At 58.3% G+C, this 23,465-nt stretch carries 16 protein-coding genes; 4 read left to right on the top strand and 12 right to left on the bottom strand.

What is annotated here, in order from left to right; genetic code table 11:
* Position 1: 1 nt before the first annotated feature.
* From RY113_RS13500 to RY113_RS13455, 10 genes are all read right to left on the bottom strand, one after another.
* Entirely contained in the window at positions 2 to 2,149 is a 2,148-nt protein-coding gene (locus RY113_RS13500) for an AAA family ATPase (RefSeq protein ID WP_315914999.1), read from the bottom strand.
* Complete coding sequence (gene mobF, locus RY113_RS13495; RefSeq protein ID WP_315914970.1) at positions 2,050 to 3,546, bottom strand: MobF family relaxase; 1,497 nt, start codon at positions 3,544 to 3,546, stop codon at positions 2,050 to 2,052. The genes RY113_RS13500 and mobF overlap by 100 nt, the downstream gene beginning before the upstream one ends.
* The gene (locus tag RY113_RS13490; protein WP_315914969.1) at positions 3,543 to 3,914 is read right to left on the bottom strand and encodes a hypothetical protein; all 372 of its coding nucleotides are present in this window, start codon (positions 3,912 to 3,914) and stop codon (positions 3,543 to 3,545) included. The genes mobF and RY113_RS13490 overlap by 4 nt, the downstream gene beginning before the upstream one ends.
* A gap of 369 nt (positions 3,915 to 4,283) precedes the next feature.
* Positions 4,284 to 6,821 (bottom strand): exonuclease domain-containing protein, encoded by a 2,538-nt coding sequence (locus RY113_RS13485; RefSeq protein ID WP_315914968.1) that lies wholly within the window; start codon positions 6,819 to 6,821, stop codon positions 4,284 to 4,286.
* A gap of 377 nt (positions 6,822 to 7,198) precedes the next feature.
* A complete protein-coding gene (locus RY113_RS13480; RefSeq protein WP_315914967.1) occupies positions 7,199 to 8,332 on the bottom strand; it encodes a DUF4192 domain-containing protein in 1,134 nt (377 codons plus the stop codon).
* 24 nt (positions 8,333 to 8,356) lie between these two features.
* Entirely contained in the window at positions 8,357 to 9,325 is a 969-nt protein-coding gene (locus RY113_RS13475; RefSeq protein WP_315914966.1) for a hypothetical protein, read from the bottom strand.
* Positions 9,325 to 9,801 (bottom strand): hypothetical protein, encoded by a 477-nt coding sequence (locus tag RY113_RS13470; RefSeq protein ID WP_315914965.1) that lies wholly within the window; start codon positions 9,799 to 9,801, stop codon positions 9,325 to 9,327. The genes RY113_RS13475 and RY113_RS13470 overlap by 1 nt, the downstream gene beginning before the upstream one ends.
* 271 nt (positions 9,802 to 10,072) lie before the next feature.
* Positions 10,073 to 10,576 carry a hypothetical protein gene (locus RY113_RS13465; protein ID WP_315914964.1) on the bottom strand — a complete coding sequence of 168 codons (504 nt, stop codon included), beginning with the start codon at positions 10,574 to 10,576 and terminating at the stop codon, positions 10,073 to 10,075.
* 542 nt (positions 10,577 to 11,118) lie between these two features.
* A complete protein-coding gene (locus RY113_RS13460) occupies positions 11,119 to 12,900 on the bottom strand; it encodes a molybdopterin-dependent oxidoreductase (RefSeq protein WP_315914963.1) in 1,782 nt (593 codons plus the stop codon).
* An 80-nt stretch (positions 12,901 to 12,980) separates the two neighbouring features.
* Entirely contained in the window at positions 12,981 to 13,520 is a 540-nt protein-coding gene (locus RY113_RS13455) for a hypothetical protein (protein ID WP_315914962.1), read from the bottom strand.
* A 145-nt stretch (positions 13,521 to 13,665) separates the two neighbouring features.
* Here RY113_RS13455 and RY113_RS13450 point away from each other — a divergent pair, with 145 nt between their 5' ends.
* Positions 13,666 to 14,088 (top strand): hypothetical protein, encoded by a 423-nt coding sequence (locus RY113_RS13450; protein WP_315914961.1) that lies wholly within the window; start codon positions 13,666 to 13,668, stop codon positions 14,086 to 14,088.
* 439 nt (positions 14,089 to 14,527) lie between these two features.
* On the opposite strand, the gene RY113_RS13445 is transcribed toward RY113_RS13450, so the two are convergent.
* Together RY113_RS13445 and RY113_RS13440 are read right to left on the bottom strand one after the other, a co-directional pair.
* Positions 14,528 to 14,983 (bottom strand): universal stress protein, encoded by a 456-nt coding sequence (locus RY113_RS13445; RefSeq protein WP_315914960.1) that lies wholly within the window; start codon positions 14,981 to 14,983, stop codon positions 14,528 to 14,530.
* Complete coding sequence (locus RY113_RS13440; protein ID WP_315914959.1) at positions 14,980 to 17,490, bottom strand: phosphoketolase family protein; 2,511 nt, start codon at positions 17,488 to 17,490, stop codon at positions 14,980 to 14,982. The genes RY113_RS13445 and RY113_RS13440 overlap by 4 nt, the downstream gene beginning before the upstream one ends.
* 247 nt (positions 17,491 to 17,737) lie before the next feature.
* Between RY113_RS13440 and RY113_RS13435 the strand changes: the two genes are divergently transcribed.
* From RY113_RS13435 to RY113_RS13425, 3 genes are read left to right on the top strand one after another with little or no spacing between them, the layout of a single operon-like run.
* The gene (locus tag RY113_RS13435; RefSeq protein WP_315914958.1) at positions 17,738 to 18,271 is read left to right on the top strand and encodes a universal stress protein; all 534 of its coding nucleotides are present in this window, start codon (positions 17,738 to 17,740) and stop codon (positions 18,269 to 18,271) included.
* On the top strand, positions 18,249 to 20,894 hold the full coding sequence (mgtA, locus tag RY113_RS13430; protein ID WP_315914957.1) for a magnesium-translocating P-type ATPase: 2,646 nt from the start codon (positions 18,249 to 18,251) through the stop codon (positions 20,892 to 20,894). The genes RY113_RS13435 and mgtA overlap by 23 nt, the downstream gene beginning before the upstream one ends.
* Positions 20,891 to 23,380: a glycosyl hydrolase family 65 protein gene (locus RY113_RS13425; RefSeq protein ID WP_315914956.1), complete on the top strand. Its 2,490-nt coding sequence runs from the start codon at positions 20,891 to 20,893 to the stop codon at positions 23,378 to 23,380. Before mgtA ends, RY113_RS13425 begins: the two co-directional genes overlap by 4 nt.
* Positions 23,381 to 23,465: the final 85 nt, after the last annotated feature.

The raw sequence follows: 23,465 nt of genomic DNA, 5'->3' as shown, positions 1-23,465 counted from the left end.
TCTAAATTTCCCATCCGACATTGGTAAGAGTGGCATGGACAGCAACTTGAGCGGCACTTGATTCGTCGGTGTTCGCGGGCATGCTCTGTAGTCGCTTCAGCTCGGCATTGAGGCGCTCCCGGTTCCGGGCGCGTTCCCATTCGTAGTCTGCCGGGGGAGGGCCCAATGGATCAGGATCGGTGCCGATGAGCCAGCGATCTCTATAGATGGCAATGCGTTCCATCAATGTATTGCGATCGGCTACCGAGATGATGCTAGGAATGGTGTCTGCCAGCTTCCGGGTCCACGGTTCCGTCCCGGCAGCTGCCTTAGCGTTCAATTCTTGAACCCGGCGAATGCCGAGGTGGCGCACTTGCTTGACCATCTCCGCCAAGTCGGCACGGTTGGTATGGAGGTCTTCAATCAGCCATTCGTCGCCGTCGGAATTCTTGGCGTTCCCGATCTGGCGGAGTCGCGCGTGGATGACTGCCATCAGGTCCTTGGTGTCGCCAGGACGTCGTATGGCATGGTCCAGCGTTGCTGCCGCGGCGAGGGGCTCAGCGGCCACGGCGCTGCGCCAGGCAGCCACTCCTGCGCCCCACGACGGGGATACTTCGAGGCTGGCCGCAAGCCCTGGTTGGGTGCGTTCGACGGCGGCGCGTAGTTGGTCGGCTGCAACGATTTGCGCGAGGTAGTCGTATTCAGCGGCGAGCTGGTGCAGGGAGTTGCTACTTTCCCGTTCTTCTTCTCCTACTTCGTGGGCCGTTCGTTCAGCACCTTGTGCGGCTAGTACTTCGGCGATGATCTCCTGCCACGTGGGCTCGGCGGCATCGAGGGCAACATGGTCCTGTGCGATGTCGGATTCGCAGACGTACGCGGTATTGCAATCCCGCCCTCGTGTCATGCCTACATAGAAGAGCTCGCGTGTCAGGCAACCCTGTGTGAGGACGGTGTGGCTGGTGTCGACGGTAATGCCTTGGGAACGGTGTGCCGTGGTCGCATAGCCCAGCTCCACAGACTCCGCCAGGTACTCACAGCTCAAACGAATGCGTTGGCCCGTATCCAGACGGCGACCATGGATGGCGCCGTCGCGACTTGGCTTGGAACTAATTTTGATGAGGGTGCCGTTGCGGATGAAATCGCCGGCATCGTCCTTGATGCGGCGATCGTTCTTGCGTGCATTGACGGTGTCGCCACGGCCCGCGCTGAGCCCGTCGCTGAGGCGGACCACATGTGTCGCATCAACCACTCTCCGGTCTACGAGTTCTGCATGCGCGCGTTCATTCAACGCCGTCACGGCGTCATTGTCAGGAGCGATCAAGATCGACTCCAAGCCGTTGCTGGTATCTGCAGCCCAGCTCTCGTAGGCCTGATCGATCATGTCCGGGTGGTCGCCATGACGCAACCGACCATGGGCGGCGTAGCTCTGGATCGACTCAACATCACCTGCACGCAATAGCAACGACGCTGGCCCTTCCCACAGGTGGTTGAAGCGTCGAATGCTGGTCAGCTGGACCGTCTGGCCTTTCCTGTCCAGCCAACCCAGGATCCCGCCTGCATCGATCGAATCCAGCTGGGCAGGGTCTCCAACCAACGCAATCTTGGCACCGGCGTCCTGGGCCTGATGCACCAGCGCAGCTAACTGCGCAGTGGAAACCATCGACGCCTCATCAATGATGACTAACTGGTTTGGCCGGAAACACCATTGTTGCTGACGCATAGCCAGACCAGCCATGCGTTGGGCACTCCTGGTCCGTTGCCAGGACAGCGGTGCCGCGGCGCCTTCGAGATCATGGAACTGTTCAGCCCGTATGGCCGCACCTTGACCAACGGACTCATAAAGCCACTTGGAGACATTCTCCGCTGCCAGCCCCATCTTGCGCCCAAGGACATCGGCGCTCGCAGCCGCCGGCGCAAGCCCAATCACGCTGCCCGCCCCATGAACCTTTTCCCAGCCCTGGCGGATCGCAGCCATGGTGGTGGTTTTCCCCGACCCTGCAGGACCAACGACGGCGTCCAGGAACCTCCCGCTGCAAAGAACCTCGTGCGCTGCTGCGGCCTGGTCCTCAGCTAGCACTGGACTGCCGGGGTGAGCACTGTTTGTGATGAGGAGGGTGTCGGCGAGGTCGGGCGCGATGGAGGGTCCGGCGTCGTTCTTGCTGGTGTCCATGATGAGTTGTTCGTTGGCGAGAATATTTGCGTCTGTGTAGAGGCGGGCCCCGGGGAATTCGAACACGCTGTGGCCGGCGAAGGCGATGTCATTCCCGGCGTTGAGCGGGATCTTGTAGCGTTGAGGGCGACGCACTGTGATTCCGCTTCGGTGGTCACGGCGTCGATCATGTGGCGGCGGTCGACGCAGGTGGCGCAGCGGATTTCGGCACAGATGCGTTCTGCCTCGGCCAGAAGGTTCCAGCGGCTCCACGTGGCCCTCCGCCTGGCCACCGCTTCCCGTGATGCGGCCGCAGCAGCGGTCACCCAAGGAGCCGTCAGGTCGGCGACGGTGACGGGCCTCTCATGGGACCGATCGATGGTGTGTCGCAGGACTTGTGTTGGATCGAAACCCAACTTTTCGGCACGGCCGCGCCACCCCGCAGAAAGACTGTCCAGCGGTTGGGGGTTCGTCTCTTTGGCTTGCCGGGTGGAGAGAGTCGCCTGTTGACGGAATTTAATGATGGTGGTGGCTGACGGGGTATACCCGTGGGTATTCTCCCACTCGGCAATCAAGCGATCAGTCTCCGTATTGATGCCCTGCGAACGGCTGGAAAACTCCTGAATTAAGGCATCATCCACACCGACCAACTCATGGCGCGGATTCCGGTCATGACCAGCCGGAGGTCGAAAACCGGACACTGCACCCAGCCTGTCTTGCAGCCGGTCAAAGAGAAGCCCGTTATAGTGCACGCTGGCGGCCACAGTGGCTCTATAGAGGGTTCGCGAATCTAATGTGCCCCACGCTTGGTCGGTGATTCTTTGAGCCCTGTTGGCGATGACAACGTGCGTGTGGAGCTGAGGATCGCGGGCGCGAGATTCCCAGTGGTCAAAGGACGCAGCGACGGCACCGATGGTTCCGACGTGGGCGACGCCGCCTCTTCCAGTGCGAGTATGAATGGCAGATTCTTCTAACCATGCCAGGACTTCTTTGACGGATTCATGGTGCGCGGCGAGGATCTGCCGTTGGACAGCTTGTGGGGCCAGCGCCCACAACGTCGAGACAGACTTAGGAACGCTGAAGGTTAGATCGAAACCAGCAACGGCATAGCGCTGAACCTCCTCGCCATTGCGCTGGGCCACTGTCGTTTGGCCATGATGGCGCCCCAGAGGCTCATGGGTTTCAGGATGTTCGGCATGAGTGAAGACTGCGTTGGCATCACGTGAGCTCACTGGATCCAACGACTTTCGACTGATGCCGGCCAGTCCTTGGCCGAGCCACCTGCCGGGAGGGGTGCCAGCTTTCATGTAGTAACTGGTCGCATCACCCGAGGCGAGGGGGACGTCGTCGGACATGGTGGTCTTCAGTAGGTACTTGACCCCGCTGTGAGCGGTGAGGCGGGCGATGGAGACAGTCACCGTGAGCCTGCCGGGATTTTCGTGTTCCAGCCGCGGCGGCGAAAGATGTCCGCCGTCGGACGGTCGAGGGGGATACCGAGATGGTCGGTGAGTTGGAGCATGCGAACCGCGATCTGCATTAGGTCCTGCACGTCAGCATGCCGGTCCTTCAAGATCCGCGAGACTTCCAACGTCAACTCGACACATTCGGCCTTGGCTTCAGCAAGCTGCCCGGACTGATCAAAATACTTGGCACCCAACAGTTGGAGCCGAGTTCGCTGCTCATCAATGACTCTGTCTCGGGCCAAGACCGTTTCCTGAAACTTTGACACCACCAGAGATGTCTCGGAGTGCAGGCTGCGCTCATGCCGCTTCTCAGCAAGCAGCAAGCGAGCGTTCCCATCCGCACGCTCCACGGCGACAAGCGTTTGAGAAGTTACTCGCGCCGTGGCACGTCGCTTATCTCGACGACGGCGCTCGCGGTATCGCCCGGAGCACTCGGCTGAACAGTACAGCTGAGTGGACCGACGCGGGTCAAAAAGGACGTGACATTGGGGGCACTTTTGCGTAGACATACAGACTCATGGTCGCGGGGTCGTCTTCACTCATGACTGCTGCCCGTGGGACTTCCCGCCTCGGGTAAGCCCTTGGGTGCCAGACGTGTAAGGCTGCAATTTAGATCATGGACGTGGGTCGAAAGTGGGACTACTGCTGTCGTCATATTGCCGTGGGCGGCAATGTATGCGATCAAATTCGATCTAGGTCTGTTGGGACAGCCAGGTTTCGAAATCAATGCCCAGTCGTGCGGTGAAAGCTTCTTGTTGATCTGGCGTCAAGGTTACCGTTATTGGAGCTGATCCAGTTTTTTGGTCAGGCAGTGGACCATCGCTAAGCACGCCTGGGTTGATTTTTATGCGCGCTCTAGTTACCGCTACGTAAGCGAGCATTTGTTCCGCCCGGACGGACTTGGCGCTATCGATTTCTGTCGGTACTTCGGCATGGCGTTTGATTGCGAAATCTGACGCAATCCGAACGGTGTCCCACTCTCTACCTTTAGCCTTGTGAGCTGTGGAGACGGTTACCCGTGCGCTCTTTTCGGGTTTTAATGTCGTGAGTGCATGCTCTAACGACTGCTCACCGAAGCTATTGATCAAGCTCACCCAAGTCTTCATCTCGTGGGCTGATTGGCCTGCGTGTTGGATGTATTCGATGACGTCGGTCCATTTTGAAAATGCTGAGAGGTTTCGATGTGTTGGTCGGTGGCCGTCTTTGAATTTTTGGACGTCTCGGACGAACCACAGTGCGTCGTCGCCGCCACCGGTGAGAGAAACACTTTGGTGTTGTTCGTAGGCGCGCATGACTTCCGCGACTGCGGTCGCATTCATTCGGCAAAGAACAGCGTCAGATCCCTCATCTCCTGTAAGTTTCGATATCCTTGACGGATTCCCAGAAAGCTGCAGGGTTGAGCCGAGGTCTTGCAGCCAACCGTTGGCTAGATGGGCTATGGGGTCCCCAAAACGCCAGGACTGTGTCAGCGAGAGGGAATGCGCTGCCTCGAATGTCGAGAGGGCGTCGATGGCGCCGGTAAATCCATAGATAGCTTGGTTAGCATCACCGACGTAGATCTTTTGCAAATGGTTCTGGGAAGAAACGACAGACACCAGAGCGGGGTTGAGGTCCTGGCTTTCGTCAATAAGCAACATATCGCCTTCTCTGCCTATCTTGGGCGAGCTGAGGGCCCAAAGCTTCAGATAATGGTGATGTTCAAACTCGATTCCAGTGCCGGATGGCCCGGTGATGTCTCGCCAGGCCATCTTTGCGAATGGGAGAATATAGTCTGCAATTACCTTGTTGTTTTTGTTCCCGCCGGCTGCGTCGACTTGGGGAATCGGTTCGGCATGCCGGAGATCGATGCTCACATCGGCACTCTGGCAAAAGTTGCGAACCATGTCCAGTGTTGCCCGGGCAAGGTCCAGTTCATCGAAATGAATGGCTTGTCCGCGGACCTCAGACAACCTCAGCCCTTTGAGACCGAGAAATCCCGCCACATGTCGCAACGGGATCCGCGGGCGGGAAAGCTTGTCGATGACGGCTCCCTTGCCATCCGCTCGTAGCATGCGCACAGCGAGTGAATGTGCGGTGGAGGAAGAAATGTTCGAAGGGAAAGACTTCCGCGCCTCCATGGCAATTGCACGGTTGAAGGCGACGTAAGTTCCATTTGATTTGGACGATTCCGCGATCAGCCGAAGGATGCTGGTCTTCCCAGTGCCAGCACCGGCCGTAATCTTAAGGTCACCTCCCTGATGGAAAGCGTCCAATATGTTGGTTTGTTCAGAAGTAGGGCGAAACCCAAATTTTGTTGACGCCTCTATTTGGGGAAACAACGGCTGTTCATGGCTGCCGCTTGTCATCTTGGATGCGCTTGCCATTGGAAAATCTATTGCGGTCGGTGCCGCTACCATCTTGGATGGGTGGCTCGGCCTATGGAATGTCGAACTTTTTCCCGAGGGTGAAGGAACTGTATTCCTGGTACGATGGCGTGCAGTTTTTATCTCGACCCCAATCAGGGCCGTTTCGAATCCCGGTAGCGTTGGTTCCTCGTACTTTATCTCCGATACCAAACATCCATCGGCTCGCCAAACCTTCACTGTATTACAGAATAGCTCGACACATGCATGTGTATCCGGTAGGGCGCGGTGTGACGGGTTTACTCGGACCAGTTGGAGATGCTTGACAAGCTCATCAAGGCTGTACTTTCGCAATCCTGGGAAGACGTGCTTCGCTGCTTGAAGCGTGCAAATACCGTCGATTCTCGGTAGGGGAACGTTGTAATGTAGCAATTCTGCTGTAAGGAACTGGTCCTCAAACTTTAGGTTATGAACGACAACTGGACTATTGCCGATGAATTCTAGAAGATCATTTAGGACATCGCCTAAGGGTGGCGCATTTAGTACTTCTTCTTCGGTGATGCCGTGTATTTCTTCAGCGGCGTGCACGTATTCTCCGTCAGGAAGCGCCACGCTCGAATAGGAATCAAGCGTTTCTCCATTGAGGTTGAACCTCACTGCTGCAACTTCAATGACGCGACTTATTCGAGGGCTGAATCCGGTGGTTTCCAGATCAAGCGCAACCAATTCAAGTGATGGATCCTCTAAAGTTTGAATTTCCCATACCTGCCGACGTTGAAACAGGGTACGTGTCTTAGGGTTCATGAGTATCCGCGGTCCGATAAAGATATCCGAATTCCTGAGTGCGGGGAGATTGCTGCGGATTGGAACGGCGAAAGTCCATGTCATGCGTCAAATTGGTCCCTTGTCTTACATTTTCTCGAACAAACGAGCTCTAGATTCGCCACACTATTTCATACGACTATAGCCGGTTAAGCCTAAGTTCCTTGTGGTTTTCAGAGTTTCAGCCTCACGATGTGATGGAAGGAGTATCGCCAACCCCGACCTGAAGGGTCGAAGTTTACCTTTCTGCTAAGTGCTGCGGTTCGATTCATTCTCCACGTGATGCCTGGCTCTCCGATAATTGTGTCGAGAATCGGACGTGGACACTGTCACTGACCGCTTCGGACGCCTCCGGAATTTGAAGAATTGAGCCTGGCTCCACCTAGAACAGATTTCCGAGGATACGGAAATTGCGATTTCTTTACGTGGCAGAGGCCACCCGGCTACGCCATGCCCAAACCGCCAATTTCTGGGCCGCGGGTGTGGGGTGGCTGGTATGCGGTCTGCCGGTCTGTGGCCCAATCGGAGAGAATTCCTTCGCGGACGAGGTGGTCGGTGAGTTGGGCGAGTCGGTATTCGGGGTCTGCTTCGAGGGCACGCTGAAAGCACTCGTGCGCTTTGCTGCCGTGGCCTTCCCACCATTGGATGACGCCCAGACTCGTGAGTACGGGCGCGGCATCGGTGCCGTCTGTGCGCATGTAGAGCTGGAATAGGAGTTCGGAGGCACGGTCGACGCGGTTCCAGTGTGGACTCTGTTTGGTTTGTCCCAAGAGTAAGTCGCGCATGCTGTCGTCGATGCCTGGGATGTCGGCGAGGAGCCGGTCCCGGACACTGATGAACTTTAGGTTCGCGATGAGTTCCGCGGCTTCGTCGTCGGTAGGTTCGCCGCCGCCGTCGAGCATTGTGTTCCAGAGCATTCGCGCGCGGGTGATGGCAGCTTGTGGGTTCATTGCTTCGATGCGGAAGCAGTGCCGCATGATTTCGGTGCTGAGTGCCGGGCGAGCAAGCACTGGGATGCGGAACCCGGGAGAGGCCTCGATGCTGGAACCGCGAAAGACCAATTCTGCATTTAGCTCACTGGACAGCACTCCGTCCAGTGGGTAGTTGGTGCTGTCGGCGGTGCCCATACGGAGGTAGTTGGTGAAGGTGGTTTCTCCAATCAGCCAGCCGTCACGGACGATCACTCCCTGTTGGCTGAGCCTGCCTGTCAGCTCCTCCACGACGCCCTGGTGTGGACGCGATTCGTTTAGGGGCCAGGTCTTGTTGGTGAACATGCCGAAGACGATGCCGGTGGCCTGATGGTCTGTGCCGACATGATGCACTACCTGGTCAACGAAGTGTTTGGTATCGGTGTGGGGGGCCGGAAGGTTGACCCTGAGTGTGGCGCCGATGCGTTTGTCGTCCAGGATGACGCAGACCAGGCTTTCGGTGGGCCAGAATCCCAGACTGTGGCCCATGAGGGCAATGAAGTCGTCTGGGGTTTTGATGCTGAGCTTTTCCATGATGCCTCCGCGTACACGTGCCGCCGGCAGATGCCAGTTACACACCTTCATGGTTCGCAGGGGTGAAAAATCCATGACCGTATACGGGAGGTGCCTCTTTCAGTGTCCTTGGAGGAGTTGTTCGGCCTGGTTGACGAGTATGCGGTCGCGGGGGAGTAGGCTCATGCCGCGTAGCTGACAATCGCGGATCTCGATTACACGACGGTGAAGGTGGGGCGTGGTGTGGCCAGCGACAGGGTCAAGGAGTGGGGTCCAGCGGTTTCGGAGAAGGTATTTTCGCTCGGTACTGCTCCGGCGCCAGACCGGAGTCAAGAGCACCATGAGCCAGCGGGATCGAATGCTGCGTTGGAGATTGTGTTTAGATTCGCGGAAGCGAGGCAGCATCAGCCCGACACTGACCAAGAACACGGCCAAACTTTCGAGAACTGTAAAGGACCAGTTGAGTCCCCCAATGAAGGGACTAGTATGGGTGGGCGATTCTTCGACGAGCCCCAGCGCTAGTCGGTTACCCAGTGCCAAGGCCATCAGAGTGCATCCGGCCGCGAAGCAGATGACTCCGGACTTGAAAGATTTACCCAGCATTCTGGGCAGGAATTTCAGGCAGTTTAGTGCGATGTCGGCGCAGACCCAGATGATGAATGCCGATCCTACCCAGAGGAATAGTTGCATGCCTGGCTGGTTGCCGTAGGCGATGGGTAAGTTTTGATTGGTCTCCTCCACACGACTAGCGAAGAAGCCGACGACGACGCAGATGCTGGCCACGGCGGAACCCAGTCGTCCGCGCACGAGGTGGTGGCGCCGTCGTGCTTGATCGGTAAAAACGGCAAGCATCGTGGCGGTGTGGAATTGCCAGAAGCCGACAATGATCGTCAGGACCAGAAGTAGACCGACGTGGTTGTGCCCGCCGAGGAGGGGATCTACCGTGTTGTAGACGGCGGGAATGAATAGTGTGCAGGCGAGGGCGGCGAAGAATGTGGCGCGCAGGACGGAGGCCCGTTCCGTATCTGTAGCCGTGGGAATCCTGATGAGGGTGAGTAGCCACAACATTGCTGCCGGTACGTACTCCATTATCCAAAGACCTTTTTGAAACCCGAGGGGTCATCGGGAGGATCCTGATGGCGGGCGTGGATACGTGCGGTCAGGAGGTCGGCCAAGTATTCTGCCGTGGCTTCGTCATCGTCGTCAAAACTGGTTCGGCCGAGCACTTTCAACGGGGTTTCTGGGAACCCTGGGAGGCGTGCAAGTTCTAGGGACGTGGCGGTGAGCTGATGGTTCAGGATCATATGGGAGAACTCGTGCAGGATGATTTGCTGCCGCTGCCAGGCTGAGCGTGGCGGGGCATGCACGACGACGTCGAGATGTTCGTAGGAGACGTACATTCCGCAGAGGTCCTCCCCGTTTAGTGCGGGCAGTTCAACGATGGTGATAGGCCGCCCATTTTTGGCCTCGAGCCATGTCTGGATGCTGTGAAGGTCGGGGTGGGCTCCGAGATCTAACTGACGGCTGGCTTCTCGTGCTTCGTGGCGGATCTTCCTGTTGCTCACAGCAGAGCCTTCACTCGGTTCTCGCTCAAACACTTTCCGTTGCCACATTGCTGACTTCTAGGCGATAGGGCGTGTTGGCTCGCGGGACTCGTCCATGACGCCTGCTTGGCCGCGATATTGCTGGCCGTGTCGGCGAACTTCGCAGCATGGTGCTCGCAAACGTTCATGCGTAGACCCCTCGACTAGTTTCAGCGACTGTGTCGATTCGCTCTGTAATTCATGCTAAATCCGTGTACGGCGGCTGAACAGGGGCGGGGCTCAAATTTACTTGTTATTTCCTATTGCTCTGTCGTGCCAAATATTCTCTGAGGCCCGTTTCACCACGCTTCATGAGGGCTGCGTGGGCGTAGGTGAACGCGGGTGCGGCAACGGGGCTGAGCAGAGTCATCCAGCGGTTGGTGGGCCTCACCCGCCATTCAATATCCATTTGGGTCTGTCCGCTGTCTGGTGCTGAGAGGACAACGCGGCCTTTGCCAGCAAGGTCTCCACCTGCGTCAAAGATGACTTCACGTGGGCTGTCGACAATGGTCGGATGGTAGGAAACTGACAGTGTGTACCCGAGTGAGGCCTTGAAATTCAGGGTGGCAGTGGTTGCAAGAAGCAGCTCTTCAGCTGATGCGCCGGTGTTTGATTCCCGCTCCAGCGGTTTAGCCAAAGTGCAACCCGGCCACCAGTTTGGCCAGGCCATGCTCGGATCGGCAATCACATCCCAGACTTCCTGCTGAGTGTTTGGGAACGTCCATGACGAAGTGAGATCGTAGAGTCGAGCAGTCATGGGGATATTGTTGCACGGGGAGCGTCCGTGTGGACTACTTCGCCACTCAAAAAGCGCTAGGTAGAGTGGCGTTGCAGTCTCGGGTGCGGGAGTTAGCCGCTAAATCGCATACGGTGAGTGTCGTGGCCGCGAGCAGGCGCCAGAGTCATTCGGTGCTTGGTGCCGGCTTTGTCGATTCCAAGAACGTCATCGCGAGACCCCGCTCTACTCGCATTACCGCGCCGCAGAAGCCCTTCTTCCGTTGCTGGATGCCAATGGTTCCTACCCCGCCATTAACAGACAGACAGCTTTTGGCGCGTCGCCACTGCTGGCACCGGCTCGATCGCCGTCGAAATTGGCGGTGAGCCCCGGGGTAACGAGGTCGTCATGTGGGCGTACCCTGGACTCCCCCTTGGAACGTTCCCGGGATCTCCTCCCCAAAGTGGGTTGGTCGAAGGCTATGAGGCCGCCGTAGCCTCTGACGCCGGAACAGGTGTCCACGGCCGCATCTTGCAGCTGCGCAGTGCTGAACAGGTCCAGCCCGGGCGGCTGCATTCATGGACTTAGATGGATTGGCGGTAGCCGAAGAATTCGTGATCGTTGTTGTATCCGCCCAGTCCGCCGCCGACGTCGTCGAAGTTCTCGACGAATTCGATGCCCTTGATCCACTTGACGAGTTTGAATCCGAGCTGGGTCTCGTTGCGGAGCCGGAGCGGTGCGCCGTGGCCGAACGAGAGCGTTTCGTCGTTCATGTCGTACGCCAGCATGGTCAGCTTGTAGCTCATCTGCTCAATGGGCTGGGCGTCGTAGTAGATTCCTCCGTCCGGGCCAGCGGCGAAGGAGTAGAAGATCACCCATTTGGCCTCCGGCCTGGGCTTGGCGATGTCGAGGATCGTCTGCATGGAGATGCCGCCCCATTTTGCGACACCCGACCAGCCCTGGATGCAGAAGTGCTGGGTGATCTGTTCATGGTGGGGCAGTGCCCGCAACTCGTTGAGGTCCAGCTCCACGGGGTTCTCGACGAGACCGTTGATGCGCAGTTTGTAGTCGATGAAGTTGCCGGTTTCGAGCTGTTTGTATTCCTCGGTTTCAGGGTATTTTCCGTTGTGCCAGAAGTACGGGGAAATATCCTTCTCCGTGTACTGGCCGGGTTTGGAATCGATGTGCTCGAAAAGGCGCTGGGCCGGGCCGATCAGGGCGAAGCCAACTTTCTGGACAACCCGCGGGTGCCGGTAGGTAAAGGGTGTGGCTGCCACCCAGGCAACGATCACGACGACCATGGAGGCTGCGAAAATCCAGAAGCCCGTCCAGGACTCGTTGTCCTGGGAGGCGTACATGTGGTTGAGGTTGCGCAGGGCCCCTGTGGTCAGCACCAGCGTTATATGGATGATGATGAACAAGATGAACCAGCAGAGCACCAGGAAGTGCAGTGAACGGGCAACCTGGATGCTGAAGACGGTGCTGATGGCACGGAACCGGGTGGAAAGTGCGGGAGACATCCCCAGCCCGGTGACCAGGGCGGCCGGTGCGGCAATGAACACGGTGATGAAGTAGGCGATCAACTGCAGGCCGTTGTAGTTGACCCAGCCCGTTTCCAGCGGCCAGTCCAGGGAAAGGTACTGGATGGCAACGGAGAGGGAGTTCGGGAAGACGTCCCAACTCAGCGGTACCAGTCTCATCCATTGGCCTGTGCTGAAGATCAGGATGTAGAAGATTATGCCGTTGAGCAGCCACAGTGTGTCGATTCCCAAGTGCCACCAGCGTGCCAGACCGATGGAGTGGCGCCGCCCGGGAAGCCCTACGCCGTTGGGCAGCGTGATTGAGTCCTGCTTGGCGGTGTAGAGAGGATCGGTTGGCACTGGTTTTTGGATGCGGAACCAGTCTTTGCCCGGTGTGGAGTGCCTGGTCCAGTAGAGACGGGGGTGATCGGCCATAATGGTCACCCCGGATCGAATGATGAAAATCATCAGGAACAGGTTCAGGAAGTGCTGCCAGCCCAGCCACGCCGGAAACCCTGCCGGTGCGTTCTCCGGCAGTTCCGAGGTGCCCGGGTAGCGGTGCATGAAGTCCGCCACGGCAGGGAGTTCACGAATTCCCTTGGCGACGGCAATGCCGACGATCAGGAGCAACAATCCGATGGGGATCAGCCACAGCAGGTTGAACCACTTGCTGTGACTGATCCGAACCCGTGGAGCCAAACCATATTGGGCAGGAACACCGCCAGCCCAGTCTTCATCGACGGCGGTGTAGTGCTTGCTGTCCAGTTCGGCACGGAAGCTTGATTGTGTTCCTCCGGCTCCAATGTCAGCTGCGGGAAAGTGTTGGTCTTCAGATGAAGTGTCCATGGTCCTGAGCGTAGCCCTCTTAGTTCAGCTAGGAACAGAGAATCAAGATGTAACTGGGACTCTTGAACGTCCGGCGTGGCTCAGTGGTGGATGAACTGTTCCATGGCTTTGCCGACGCTGGTGCCCCAGTTACGAGCCCGGGTCAGCTCACTGTCCTTAAGAGTGTTGTCTTTGGACACTAGAAAGCTCTCTGGCGAAATAACTGCGCGTGATCCTCGTTTCGTGAGAGCGTGCTCGATGTGCCCTGAGGCTGCTCCTGTGAGGATCTGCACCATGTCCACTCGGGTGTCGAAGGCCGCCGAGAGGGCAGGTACGAGGTCGAGGTCTTTGATCCATTCGCGTACTCCTGTCCCACGGGCCAGCGGTTCGAGGGTCAAGTTCTTTGATTTGTCGTTGGCCCAGGTTGTTGCCTCTTCGCGTGAGGAGGGCCTTGTCATGCCATGCACATGGGTGGGTCCGCCGAGAACAAGCAAGTTGGCGGAACGTGTGGCTTCCTTGGCTCGCGAGTCGTTGACGTTTGCCGTTACCACGAGTCCAAAGGGTGCTAGCCCTTCGGCAATGGCCAGAGCGATTCTGCGGGTGTTGCCAAACATGGATTCATAGACGACGACGATGCCCATCTTGATGGCCTCTCATAAGGTGGCGAATGGTGCTGGGTCTCCTTCAAGAATTGCTGCCCCTGTTGCTTTCCGCTAGGGTCTAACGCCCCTGTCCAGGGGACGTTTGGCTCTATTTCCGAGTAATGCTCGGGGGTAGGTTCGGGATATGAGAAGCAATCGAATCTTGGGCATCAGCCTGATGCTGCTCGCAGCACTGATCATCACCGATGGCATCTTGGGTCCACTCATGCTTAACCAGATCCATTTCCGAACTTCGAGTTCGGGCCTCAATCAGATCCGCGGTGGGGATCTGGCGGCGCTGGTCGTCGTCGCCCCTGTTTGCCTGGTGGTTGGCGCCCTGGCATGGCGTGGGCGTTCTGCCGCGCCGGTACTGGCACTAGCGCCGGCACTTTTTTCGGTGTACACCTATGCCCAGCTGATCCTAGGCAATGAATACCTGCAGTTACCAGGAAACGTTGAGCAGGTCTTCCCTTTGTTGCTAGCTATGTTTCTGCTCGCAGCGGGGGTGGCCCCTTGGTTGGAACTAGGCAGTGCCCAAGAATCTTCATCCGATGTATGGACGGCTTAGGAGGGGGCAGCGGCATCCTGCTGGTGGTCATGGCGGTGTTTGTTGTCCTCGGGCTCCACCTGCGGACACTGATCGACGCGATGAGTGAACAACCGGCCGGGGCCGTCTACCTCGCCACCCCGGTGACCTTTTGGGTGGTTAAGTTCTACGATTCGGGTATAGTCGCTCCGGTCGCACTGTGCGTCGGCCTAGGCCTGCTTCGACGGTCCTTGTGGTCCTGCAAGCTGGCGTACGGGAATCTTGGTGGTTACGTTCTGCTGGCATGGCGGCACTTGCCAGCGCGGGATCAGTTTTCGCGTACTTCCTGTACCGGCCCCTCTTCGTCACGGCGGGGGCAGCCGTAACGACGGCAGCCGTTGCAGAGGAGACCTGAAGAGAATGGGTGCAACATGACTGCGCAAAGTGGGTTCCTTCGCTGACCTAGAGCGATAGCATCAGCTCACACAGTGCCCCCTTGCTCATCAGCTGTGTGCACAATCATGACCGGGCAATGAGCGTGCGCAGTGCATGCCGAGCTGACCGACCCCATCAGCAATCCCTTGAATCCACCAAATCCGCGCCGCCCCAGAACCAGAAGCGCGGCATCCCTGCTGGCTTCAATGAGGGTTGGCCGGGCTGATCCTTGAACCAGCTGAGTTGTGAGATTCCTTGGCCAGTCCAAGCCAAACGCGCTCTCAACGGCCCCATCGAGTATTTTCTGTGCGGCCTCTTTAAAGCCAAAGTTTCCTAAGGCGTAGGGCACAGTATAGGCGCTGGGGTAGTTCCAGCAGGTTAAGGCCTTGACCTGTGCGCCGAGGGGTCTCGCCAACCTCACGGCCTCCCGCAGCGCTGCAATGGAGGATTCTGATCCGTCGACTCCCACGATGATGGTGACTGGTTCTTTTAGGGTGCTCATGATTCTGCCTTTCGGTCCTCCGGCGGTGTCCAGACCCAGTCGCGAATCTCCGGCAGGTCTTCCAGATGCTCGTGAATGTAGGTGTCATGTTTCGCCAGCATCTGTTGGCAGTGGTCGGCCAACTCCTGTGCTCCGTCAAAGTGACCGCTTACCCGGCGCAGGGCTTCCAACGCCAAATGATATCGGCTCATCTTATTGAGCACCACCATGTCGAACGGTGTTGTCGTGGTGCCTTGTTCGCTGTAACCACGAACATGGAATCGGCCCGGGTTCAAGCGGCCATGCAGTAATTGATGGAAGGCACGGGCATACCCATGCCAGGCCACAATTACCTCGCGGTCAGGGGTGAAAAGCGTTTCAAAGTCGACGTCGGAGAGCCCATGAGGGTGCGCGTCCCGTGGAGGCAACACGAGCACGTCCATCACATTGACCACCCGCACTCGCAGTTCTGGGACATAGTGTTGGAGCAGCCAGGAAGCGGCCAAAGTTTCCTCAGTTGGGACGTCGCCGGCGCAGGCCATGACAATGTCCGGTTGGCTCGCACCCACTGGCTCGTCTGGTGTGGTGATAGAGGATTCGGTGCCAAACAAGGCGCTCCGGTGGGTAATTTCTCCGCTGGGAGTGTCGTCATTTCCAGCCCAGTGCCAGATCGAGGCACCAGCAGCGGCGTGTCGGAGGGCGTCGTCGAGGTTTAAATACTGAGGGTGGGCCTGCTTGTCCACCACCACCAAATTCACGTAATCCTTACTGAGCAGGACATGTTCGGCTACGGCCAACAAGGTGTTGGAATCTGGTGGAAGGTAGACCCGGACGACAGAACCGGAGAGCGAGAGGACGGTGTCGATCAGACCCGGTCCTTGATGGCTGAAACCGTTGTGGTCATTGCGCCAACATGTTGAGGTGAGCAAAATGTTGAGGCTGGGCACGGGGTTTCGCCACGCCAGTTCGCGAGCATGCTGTAACCATTTGGCATGTTGGATGGTCATGGAGGCGCTCACCATGGCAAACGCCTCATAGGTGGCAAAGAGCCCATGCCGTCCGGTGAGGACGTAGCCCTCGAGCCAGCCTTGGCAAAGGTGCTCGGAGAGGACTTCCATGACGCGGCCATCCGGGGACAGATGGTCATCACCGTCCCGGATCGGCTCCATCTGGCACCTGTCTGTGACCTCGAAGACGGCGCCCAGCCGATTGCTGTTGGTCTCGTCCGGGCTGAAAAGCCGAAAACGGGGATCGTGGGAGGTGTCAGTGTAGATGTCCCTGAGCATTTCACCCAAGGGTCTGGTGGTTTCGTGTTTGATGGACCCAGGGGCGGGCACGTCAAGGGCGTAGTTTTCAAGGGGCCGCAGAGGTAATGGGGTCATATTCGTGCCGCCGTTGGCCCAAGGATTGGCGCCCATGCGCAAGTCTCCTTGTGGGGCGAGGGCAGCTAGTTCTGGCAGAAGTTGGCCGTCAGCGTCAAAGAGTGTTTCGGGTTTGTAGGAGCGCAGCCAGGCCTCAAGCTGGGCCAGATGGGCAGGGTTTTCACGAACCTTGGCCAACGGGACCTGATGGGCGCGGAACGTCCCTTCGACCTGGATACCGTCGACAACGCCGGGCCCGGTCCAGCCTTTGGGCGTGCGCAGGATGATCGCCGGCCAGTGTGCGGGTCCGTTGGCGCCGTCGTGGCGCGCCTGCTGCTGGATCTGGAGAATGCGGGCGTGAGCGTTGTCCAGTGCGCGGGCAAGGTCAACATGGACGACGTCGGGATCGGTGCCGGAGACGACTGCGGGGTCCCAACCGTGCGCGCACAGCAACGCCACAACCTGCTCGTCTGACTGACGGCCAAGGACAGTGGGGCCGGAGATCTTGTAACCGTTGAGGTGAAGGATCGGCAGCACTGCTCCATCCCGGCTCGGGTTGAGGAAAGCAGGAGCCTTCCAAGCACCCTCCAGCGGGCCCGTTTCGGCTTCCCCATCGCCAACAACGCAGGCCACGATAAGCTCCGGGTTGTCCATGGCGACTCCTGTGGCGTGGGCCAGTGAATAGCCCAGTTCACCGCCTTCGTGGATGGAACCAGGGGTCGGTGGACCAACATGGCTGGGGATGCCTCCAGGGGTGGAGAACTGCCGGATCAGGCGCCGGAGGCCCTCCGCGTCCTGGCTGACGCGGGGATAGATTTCGGAGTAGGTCCCCTCCAAATAGAGGTTTGCAATCACGGCTGGACCGCCATGTCCGGGACCTGCCACGAAGAGGATTCGAGCCCCAGTATTGCGAATGAGCCGGTTCAAATGAACATAGATCAGGGACAGGCCGGGACTGGTTCCCCAATGACCCAGTAACCGTGGTTTGATCAGTTCCGCCGTGAGGGGGGAACGCAACAGGGCATTCTCTTGAAGGTAGATCTGCGCCACTGTCAGATAGTTGGCAGCATCCCAATATCGGTTGAGGAGCTCAAACTCTTCCGGCTCCTCTGTGGAATCGGGAAGGTTCTGCGCTTTAGTGCTGCTTTGGTTCAGCTGGCTCTTCAAGGTTCACTCCGTGTGCTCATTGGTTGGGTCTCGGCCCAAATGGTCCGGGCATAAATGATTGACTCACCGACGCAGAAATAACACGCCCGTGATCTTAAGAGTGTCACTGTGCGGACTCGATGGTTAGGGACTTTTGGCCCTGTGCAGGTCTGTGCCCGTGCGTTGATCATTGAAATGGAAGGACCGGGTCGGCATACGAGCGGACCCGGTGGCATCTTGTGGCATGAGCTGCAGGAAGCTAACGCGAATGGAAAGAAAGCTGGTTGAAGCCATGGAACAAGAGACAACGCTCACGGGTTCGCGAATAGTGGTAGGCGTTGACGGATCTCCTGAGTCAGTGCTGGCGCTCAAATGGGCCCAAACGATGGCACGCGCATTCAATGCAACCATCACCGCGGTCACGGCCTGGCATATGGACACCGTTTTTGGTTCGTACATAGTCCCCGACTGGGATCCGGACGAGGATGCACAGAAGATACTCAAGGACGCCGCCCAGGAGGCTTTTGGCGACAACGCGCCCGATGGATTTAGCGCCGAGTGCGTCCGCGGCAGGCCTGCCCAAGTCTTGATGGAATACAGCAAGTCGGCCCAGATGCTTATTGTCGGCTCCCGTGGCCATGGAGGATTCGCGGGGATGTTGTTGGGCTCCGTCAGTTCGGCTTGTGCGGAACATGCAAGCTGCCCGGTGCTCGTCGTTCACAGTTCCAAGGAGGCTCAGAAGGTGCCGGTGGCTGTGGGTGCGAGCTATGAGGACACCGATGAGCCTGTCCGTAGCAGCTGAGGCACCTAACTTCACGCAGCGATTCATCGCCAGCACCATCCACCAAACGGTTGAACAAGTTCTCAGTGATCTTCAGTCAACGGACAGTGGCCTTAGCGGCGGCGAGGCTGCCCGGCGCTTGGCCGCAGTTGGCCCCAATGCCTTGCGTACTCACAAGGCCAGCCCATGGCTGGTGCTGGGGCGGCAACTTCGCAGTCCAATCTTGATCCTTTTGATTGTCACGGCCGGTCTGTCTCTCTTTCTCGGGGACGCGACGAATTCGATAGTCATTGCCGTCATTTTGCTGGTGAGTGTTGGTTTGGGGTTCAGCAATGAATTTCGCGCCGAACGCGCTGCCGAGGCTCTTCATTCACGCGTCACGCACACGGTTGTTGTCCTTCGGGACGGCACCGCCTGCCAAATCGACGTGGTGAATCTAGTACCCGGTGATGTGGTCCGTTTGGCGTTGGGAGCGATTATCCCGGCGGACATCAGATTGCTCGATGCGAAGAATCTCTTGTGTGATGAAAGCATTCTCACGGGGGAGTCCCTTCCTGTGGATAAGGACCCCGCACCCATTCTGGGAGAGGTCGCGTTGGGCGAGATGTCGTGCTGCCTCTTTATGGGCACTGTTGTTCAGGCTGGTAGTTGCACCGGCGTCGTTGTCGCCACCGGCGGTCGTGCCGAGTTCGGCAAGATCGCTTTGGGCTTGGGGGAACGTCAGCCGCAAACGGAATTCCAGCAGGGCCTGAAACGATTCTCTTTCCTGCTTTTGCAGGTGGCAGTTGTGCTAACCACCCTGATCTTCGTCGCCAACCTGCTTCTGGGCCGCCCCTTGCTGGAGTCGCTGCTGTTCTCCCTAGCGATCGCCGTGGGCATCACGCCCCAGCTGCTGCCCGCCGTCGTGAGTACCTGTCTAGCCGCTGGTACCCGGGCACTGGCCAAGAGGAAAGTGCTGGTCAAGCGGCTGGTTTGCATTGAGGATTTGGGGGACATGGACGTGCTGGTCACGGACAAAACTGGTACCTTGACTGAAGGGCACATCAGTTTTACCTCCGCACTGCCTGTCCGTTTGGAGGTGTCGAAGGCCGAACTTTTTGCCTTGGGGCTTATATCAACGGAGGCCGACTACTCGCATGGGGCCGTCACCACCGTGGGTGCGAACCCTCTGGATGCTGCGCTCTGGGTTGCATCCGAGGCGCGTGACTTTGTCCCTGGCAGCGAAAAGCGGCTCGATATCATTCCTTTTGACCACCAACGTCGCATGACCAGCGTTTTGGTGACAGATGCCAACGGACACCAGCAGATCATCACCAAGGGTTCGCCCGAGGATGTCATGGCCTTGTGCAGAGACATCCCGCCTCATGCGCAGTCGCTCTTGGATGGACAGTACGACGCCGGAGCGCGGGTTATCGCTGTGGCCTCACGTCCGGTGGTGGGTATGAGTGCAATAGAACCCGCCGATGAGCGGGGGCTGACGTTGGATGGCTTCCTCGTGTTTTTGGATAAGGCCAAGGCCAATGCCAAAGAATCGTTGGAGGAGCTGGCGGCTCTGGGCATCACTGTCAAAATTGCGACAGGTGACAACGCCAAGGTTGCCGAGAAAGTATGCAGGGATCTGGGGTTGGTCTCTGGGGGAACGCTCACCGGGGTCCAGATCGATGACTTGAGCGATGCCGAACTCGGGACTGCGGTGACGAAAACGAGCATTTTTGCGCGCGTCTCGCCGGAACAAAAGGCAAGGATCATCAAGGAACTGCGCCAACAAGGTCGTGCCGTCGGCTTTCTCGGTGACGGCGTCAACGACGCACTGGCCTTGCACCATGCTGATGTTGGCATCTCCGTGGAGAGCGCCACGGACGTGGCCAAGGATGCTGCGGACATTGTCCTGATGGATAAGGACCTGGGCGTTTTGGCTGAAGGGGTCAGGGAAGGGCGTCGAATCTTTGCCAACACCATCAAGTACGTCCTGATGGGGACCTCAAGTAATTTCGGCAATATGTTCAGCGCCGCCACAGCTTCAGTGGTTTTGAGTTTTCTGCCCATGCTGCCGGGACAAATCCTGCTCAACAACTTGCTCTATGACACCGGGCAACTGGCCATCCCCGGGGACCGCGTCGATAAGGAACAGCTGCAGGCTCCCTCACATTGGGATATCGCATTCATTCGCCGTTTCATGCTCCTGTTCGGCCCCATCAGCTCACTGTTCGACTTTGCCACCTTTGGCCTGATGCTGTTTGTCTTCAACGCTGCTCCCGGGGAGTTCCGGGCTGGTTGGTTTATTGAATCCATAGCCACCCAAACACTCATCATCTTTGCCATCAGAACCCGCCGCGTGCCGTTTCTGCGCAGCCGGCCCTCCGCCGGACTCCTGTGGGCATCCCTAGGCGTGGTGGCCGTTGGTATCTATCTTCCGCTTTCACCCGTTGGCGCCATACTGGGATTTGACCCGCTGCCCGTCCCGTTCTTTCTGGCCCTCTTAGCCATGACAGTGGTCTATTTGGTGCTCGTTGAAGTTGCCAAGGGATGGTTCTTCTCCCGCCCCGTCCAACGCGCACCTACCGTTCGGCGGCGTGGGCTCGCCCACCACGTTCACCGCCGGGCCGCCCGATTCAGCGTTCCGGATCTCCTTGGTTCACCATGAGCACGCCGCCGCACGCTACCCCTTGGACTACACACATCGAGCGAGAACGCCTGAAGAAAATGATAGATCCGTGGGTGTTGGTCTACAACGATTTTGATCCGGCAGATGAAGGGCGCCGCGAGACCCTCTGTGCTGTTGGCAACGGCTACTGGGCCACGCGCGGCGCCGCCCCGGGCAGCGTGGCGGACGAGACGCACTATCCGGGTACGTACTTTGCCGGGGTCTATAACCGAGTCGTTACCGATTTCGTAGGACGCAGAGATGAGTCGGAACATATGGTCAATGCCCCTGACTGGACATTTCTGAGCATTGCGCCCGAGCATGGGCCTATCCTGCATCCCGGAGCGGCGGAAATGCTCAGCCATCGGCAGGAACTGGATCTGCGCCACGGGATACTGACGCGTACCAACCGCTACCGGGACTCACATGGACGGACAACGCGCATCGACTCCAGGGTGTTCCTGTCCTTGGCGCACACCCACTTGGGATCCCTTGAAACCACGGTGGTAGCCGAAGACTGGTCAGGAGAGGTTGCCGTTGTTTCCGCTGTCAACGGGACGGTAGCGAACCGGAACTCGGCCGGAGACAGTCATCTTGTCGCTGATCACTTGACGCCGATGGGCGGGAGCATCCTCGACGAGGAAACGGTCCTCTGGGAATCGCGAACCAATCAATCAGGTATCAGCATCGCCATGGCCATGCGTACTCTCCTGTTCGACGACGCCGGCGACAAAATGTGTGGCAGGTATAGGAAAACGACCGAGGCCGGACGGTCGGGTTACGCGATAACACTTCCTCTTGAACGGGGCCGAGCCGTCACTATTGGAAAGACAGTGGCGGTGGCAACCTCACGTGATCGTGCGCTGTCGACGGCGGCACTGAGCGCAAGTCAGGGTATTCGCGACGCGCCGGAAAAAGCGACACTGCTGGACGCACATGTGCGTGCCTGGGACGATCTGTGGGACAGGTTCAACATCCAACTGAGCTCTGGGCGGCGCCACAGCCAGACACTCAACGTGAACACCTTCCATGTGTTGGCGTGCGTTGGGACAGTCGGAACAGATCTGGACGCCGGGGTGCCAGCCCGGGGTTTGTCCGGTGAGGGATATCGCGGGCACATTTTTTGGGACGAACTTTTCATTTATCCCATGCTGACCCTGCGACGTCCGGATATCACCAGGTCGCTGTTGCTGTACAGGTATCGCCGGCTGGGTGCGGCGCGAGCTGCGGCCCGATCCGAAAGGCTGGAAGGGGCGCTGTTTCCTTGGCAAAGCGGCAGTGATGGCCAGGAGGAAACACCCACGGCACTTTTTAACGTCCGGGACCAGCAATGGATGCCGGACAACTCCCACCGGCAACGTCACGTTGGCTTGGCGGTGGCCTATAGTGTGTGGCAGTACTATCAGGCAAGCGGTGATCTCGAGTTTCTTGTACGGTACGGTACGGAGCTCCTCGTTGAGGTTTCTCGCTGTTTCGCCGCGATGGCAAAACATGATCCGACCGATGACAGGTTCAGTATCAGCGGTGTCATGGGCCCCGACGAGTTCCACGACGGTTATCCCAACCATCCTGGTGAGGGTTTGCGTAACAATGCCTACACGAATGTTCTTTCGTCGTGGGTTTTGGCCAAGAGTGCCGAGGCAGTCGCGTTGGTGTCCGCCGGCGATGGTGGGGAACTACGCCGTCGCATGGGGTTAACTGCGGCCGAACTTGCCCACTGGGACCGAGTCAGCAGGCGGCTGCGGGTGCTGTTCCACGCCGATGGCGTGATCAGCCAATTTGAGGGTTACGAAGCGTTGAAGGAGTTTGATTGGCCCCTGTACCGTGCCCGCTATGGTGACATTGGCCGGCTCGATTTGATCCTCCAGGCCGAGGGGGACACTACCAACGGGTACAAGCTCTCCAAGCAAGCAGACGTATTGATGTTGTTCTACTTATTATCCGCAGAAGAGCTAAGGGGAGTGTTCCACAGGCTGGGGTACCCCTTAGCGCCAGAGATTGTTCCTCAGACCGTCAGCTACTACCTGTCCCGGACGAGTCATGGTTCCACGTTGAGTAGGCTGGCGCACAGCTGGGTGCTGGCACGCAGCGACCGGGAACAATCCTGGTCGCTATTCACGAGAGTCTTGGAATGCGATATCGCGGATACTCCGGGTGGAACGACGCACGAGGGCGTGCATCTGGGCGCCATGGCTGGAACATCTGACATGGTGCTTCGGTGCTACGGCGGGGTGGAAACCCGCCACGACACTTTGTGGCTGCATCCACTCCTGCCACTCGAGCTGTCAGCAGTCACTTTTCGGCTCTACTTCCGCGGCCAAGCTATCAAAGTTCACATCACCTCCGACAGCATCGCCTTGCACCTGGCCGCTGGACGGGCCGAACCTATCAAGGTCCGAGTCGAAAATGTCCAGCGAACCCTTGCGCCGGGAGACAGCTTGTCCTTGTTGCTGGCGTCGGGAGAATGCACGGTATTACGTAATTAAATCTGGATAGTGCCCGGTTCTCAGTCCTTTCGGAACAGACCCAACTTCAGCGATGGAGGAGTCTTGCGAGTAGCCCTTTACCGAG

The sequence above is a fragment of the Arthrobacter sp. lap29 genome (genome assembly GCF_032458965.1).
GTDB classification, from domain to species: domain Bacteria; phylum Actinomycetota; class Actinomycetes; order Actinomycetales; family Micrococcaceae; genus Specibacter; species Specibacter psychrochitiniphilus.
The sequence above is the reverse complement of the archived record's forward strand: the minus strand, read 5'-3'. Positions and strand labels throughout refer to the sequence as shown.

Excerpts from the sequence above, each read along its gene's own strand:
- RY113_RS13435 (WP_315914958.1), top strand. The coding sequence starts at position 17,738 with ATGGAAAGAAAGCTGGTTGAAGCCATGGAACAAGAGACAACGCTCACG.
- mgtA (WP_315914957.1), top strand. The coding sequence starts at position 18,249 with ATGAGCCTGTCCGTAGCAGCTGAGGCACCTAACTTCACGCAGCGATTC.
- RY113_RS13455 (WP_315914962.1), bottom strand. The coding sequence starts at position 13,520 with ATGGGCATCGTCGTCGTCTATGAATCCATGTTTGGCAACACCCGCAGA.
- RY113_RS13500 (WP_315914999.1), bottom strand. The coding sequence starts at position 2,149 with ATGGACACCAGCAAGAACGACGCCGGACCCTCCATCGCGCCCGACCTC.
- RY113_RS13485 (WP_315914968.1), bottom strand. The coding sequence starts at position 6,821 with ATGACATGGACTTTCGCCGTTCCAATCCGCAGCAATCTCCCCGCACTC.
- RY113_RS13465 (WP_315914964.1), bottom strand. The coding sequence starts at position 10,576 with ATGACTGCTCGACTCTACGATCTCACTTCGTCATGGACGTTCCCAAAC.
- RY113_RS13475 (WP_315914966.1), bottom strand. The coding sequence starts at position 9,325 with ATGGAGTACGTACCGGCAGCAATGTTGTGGCTACTCACCCTCATCAGG.
- RY113_RS13425 (WP_315914956.1), top strand. The coding sequence starts at position 20,891 with ATGAGCACGCCGCCGCACGCTACCCCTTGGACTACACACATCGAGCGA.
- RY113_RS13450 (WP_315914961.1), top strand. The coding sequence starts at position 13,666 with ATGAGAAGCAATCGAATCTTGGGCATCAGCCTGATGCTGCTCGCAGCA.
- RY113_RS13445 (WP_315914960.1), bottom strand. The coding sequence starts at position 14,983 with ATGAGCACCCTAAAAGAACCAGTCACCATCATCGTGGGAGTCGACGGA.
- RY113_RS13460 (WP_315914963.1), bottom strand. The coding sequence starts at position 12,900 with ATGGACACTTCATCTGAAGACCAACACTTTCCCGCAGCTGACATTGGA.
- RY113_RS13480 (WP_315914967.1), bottom strand. The coding sequence starts at position 8,332 with ATGGATTTTTCACCCCTGCGAACCATGAAGGTGTGTAACTGGCATCTG.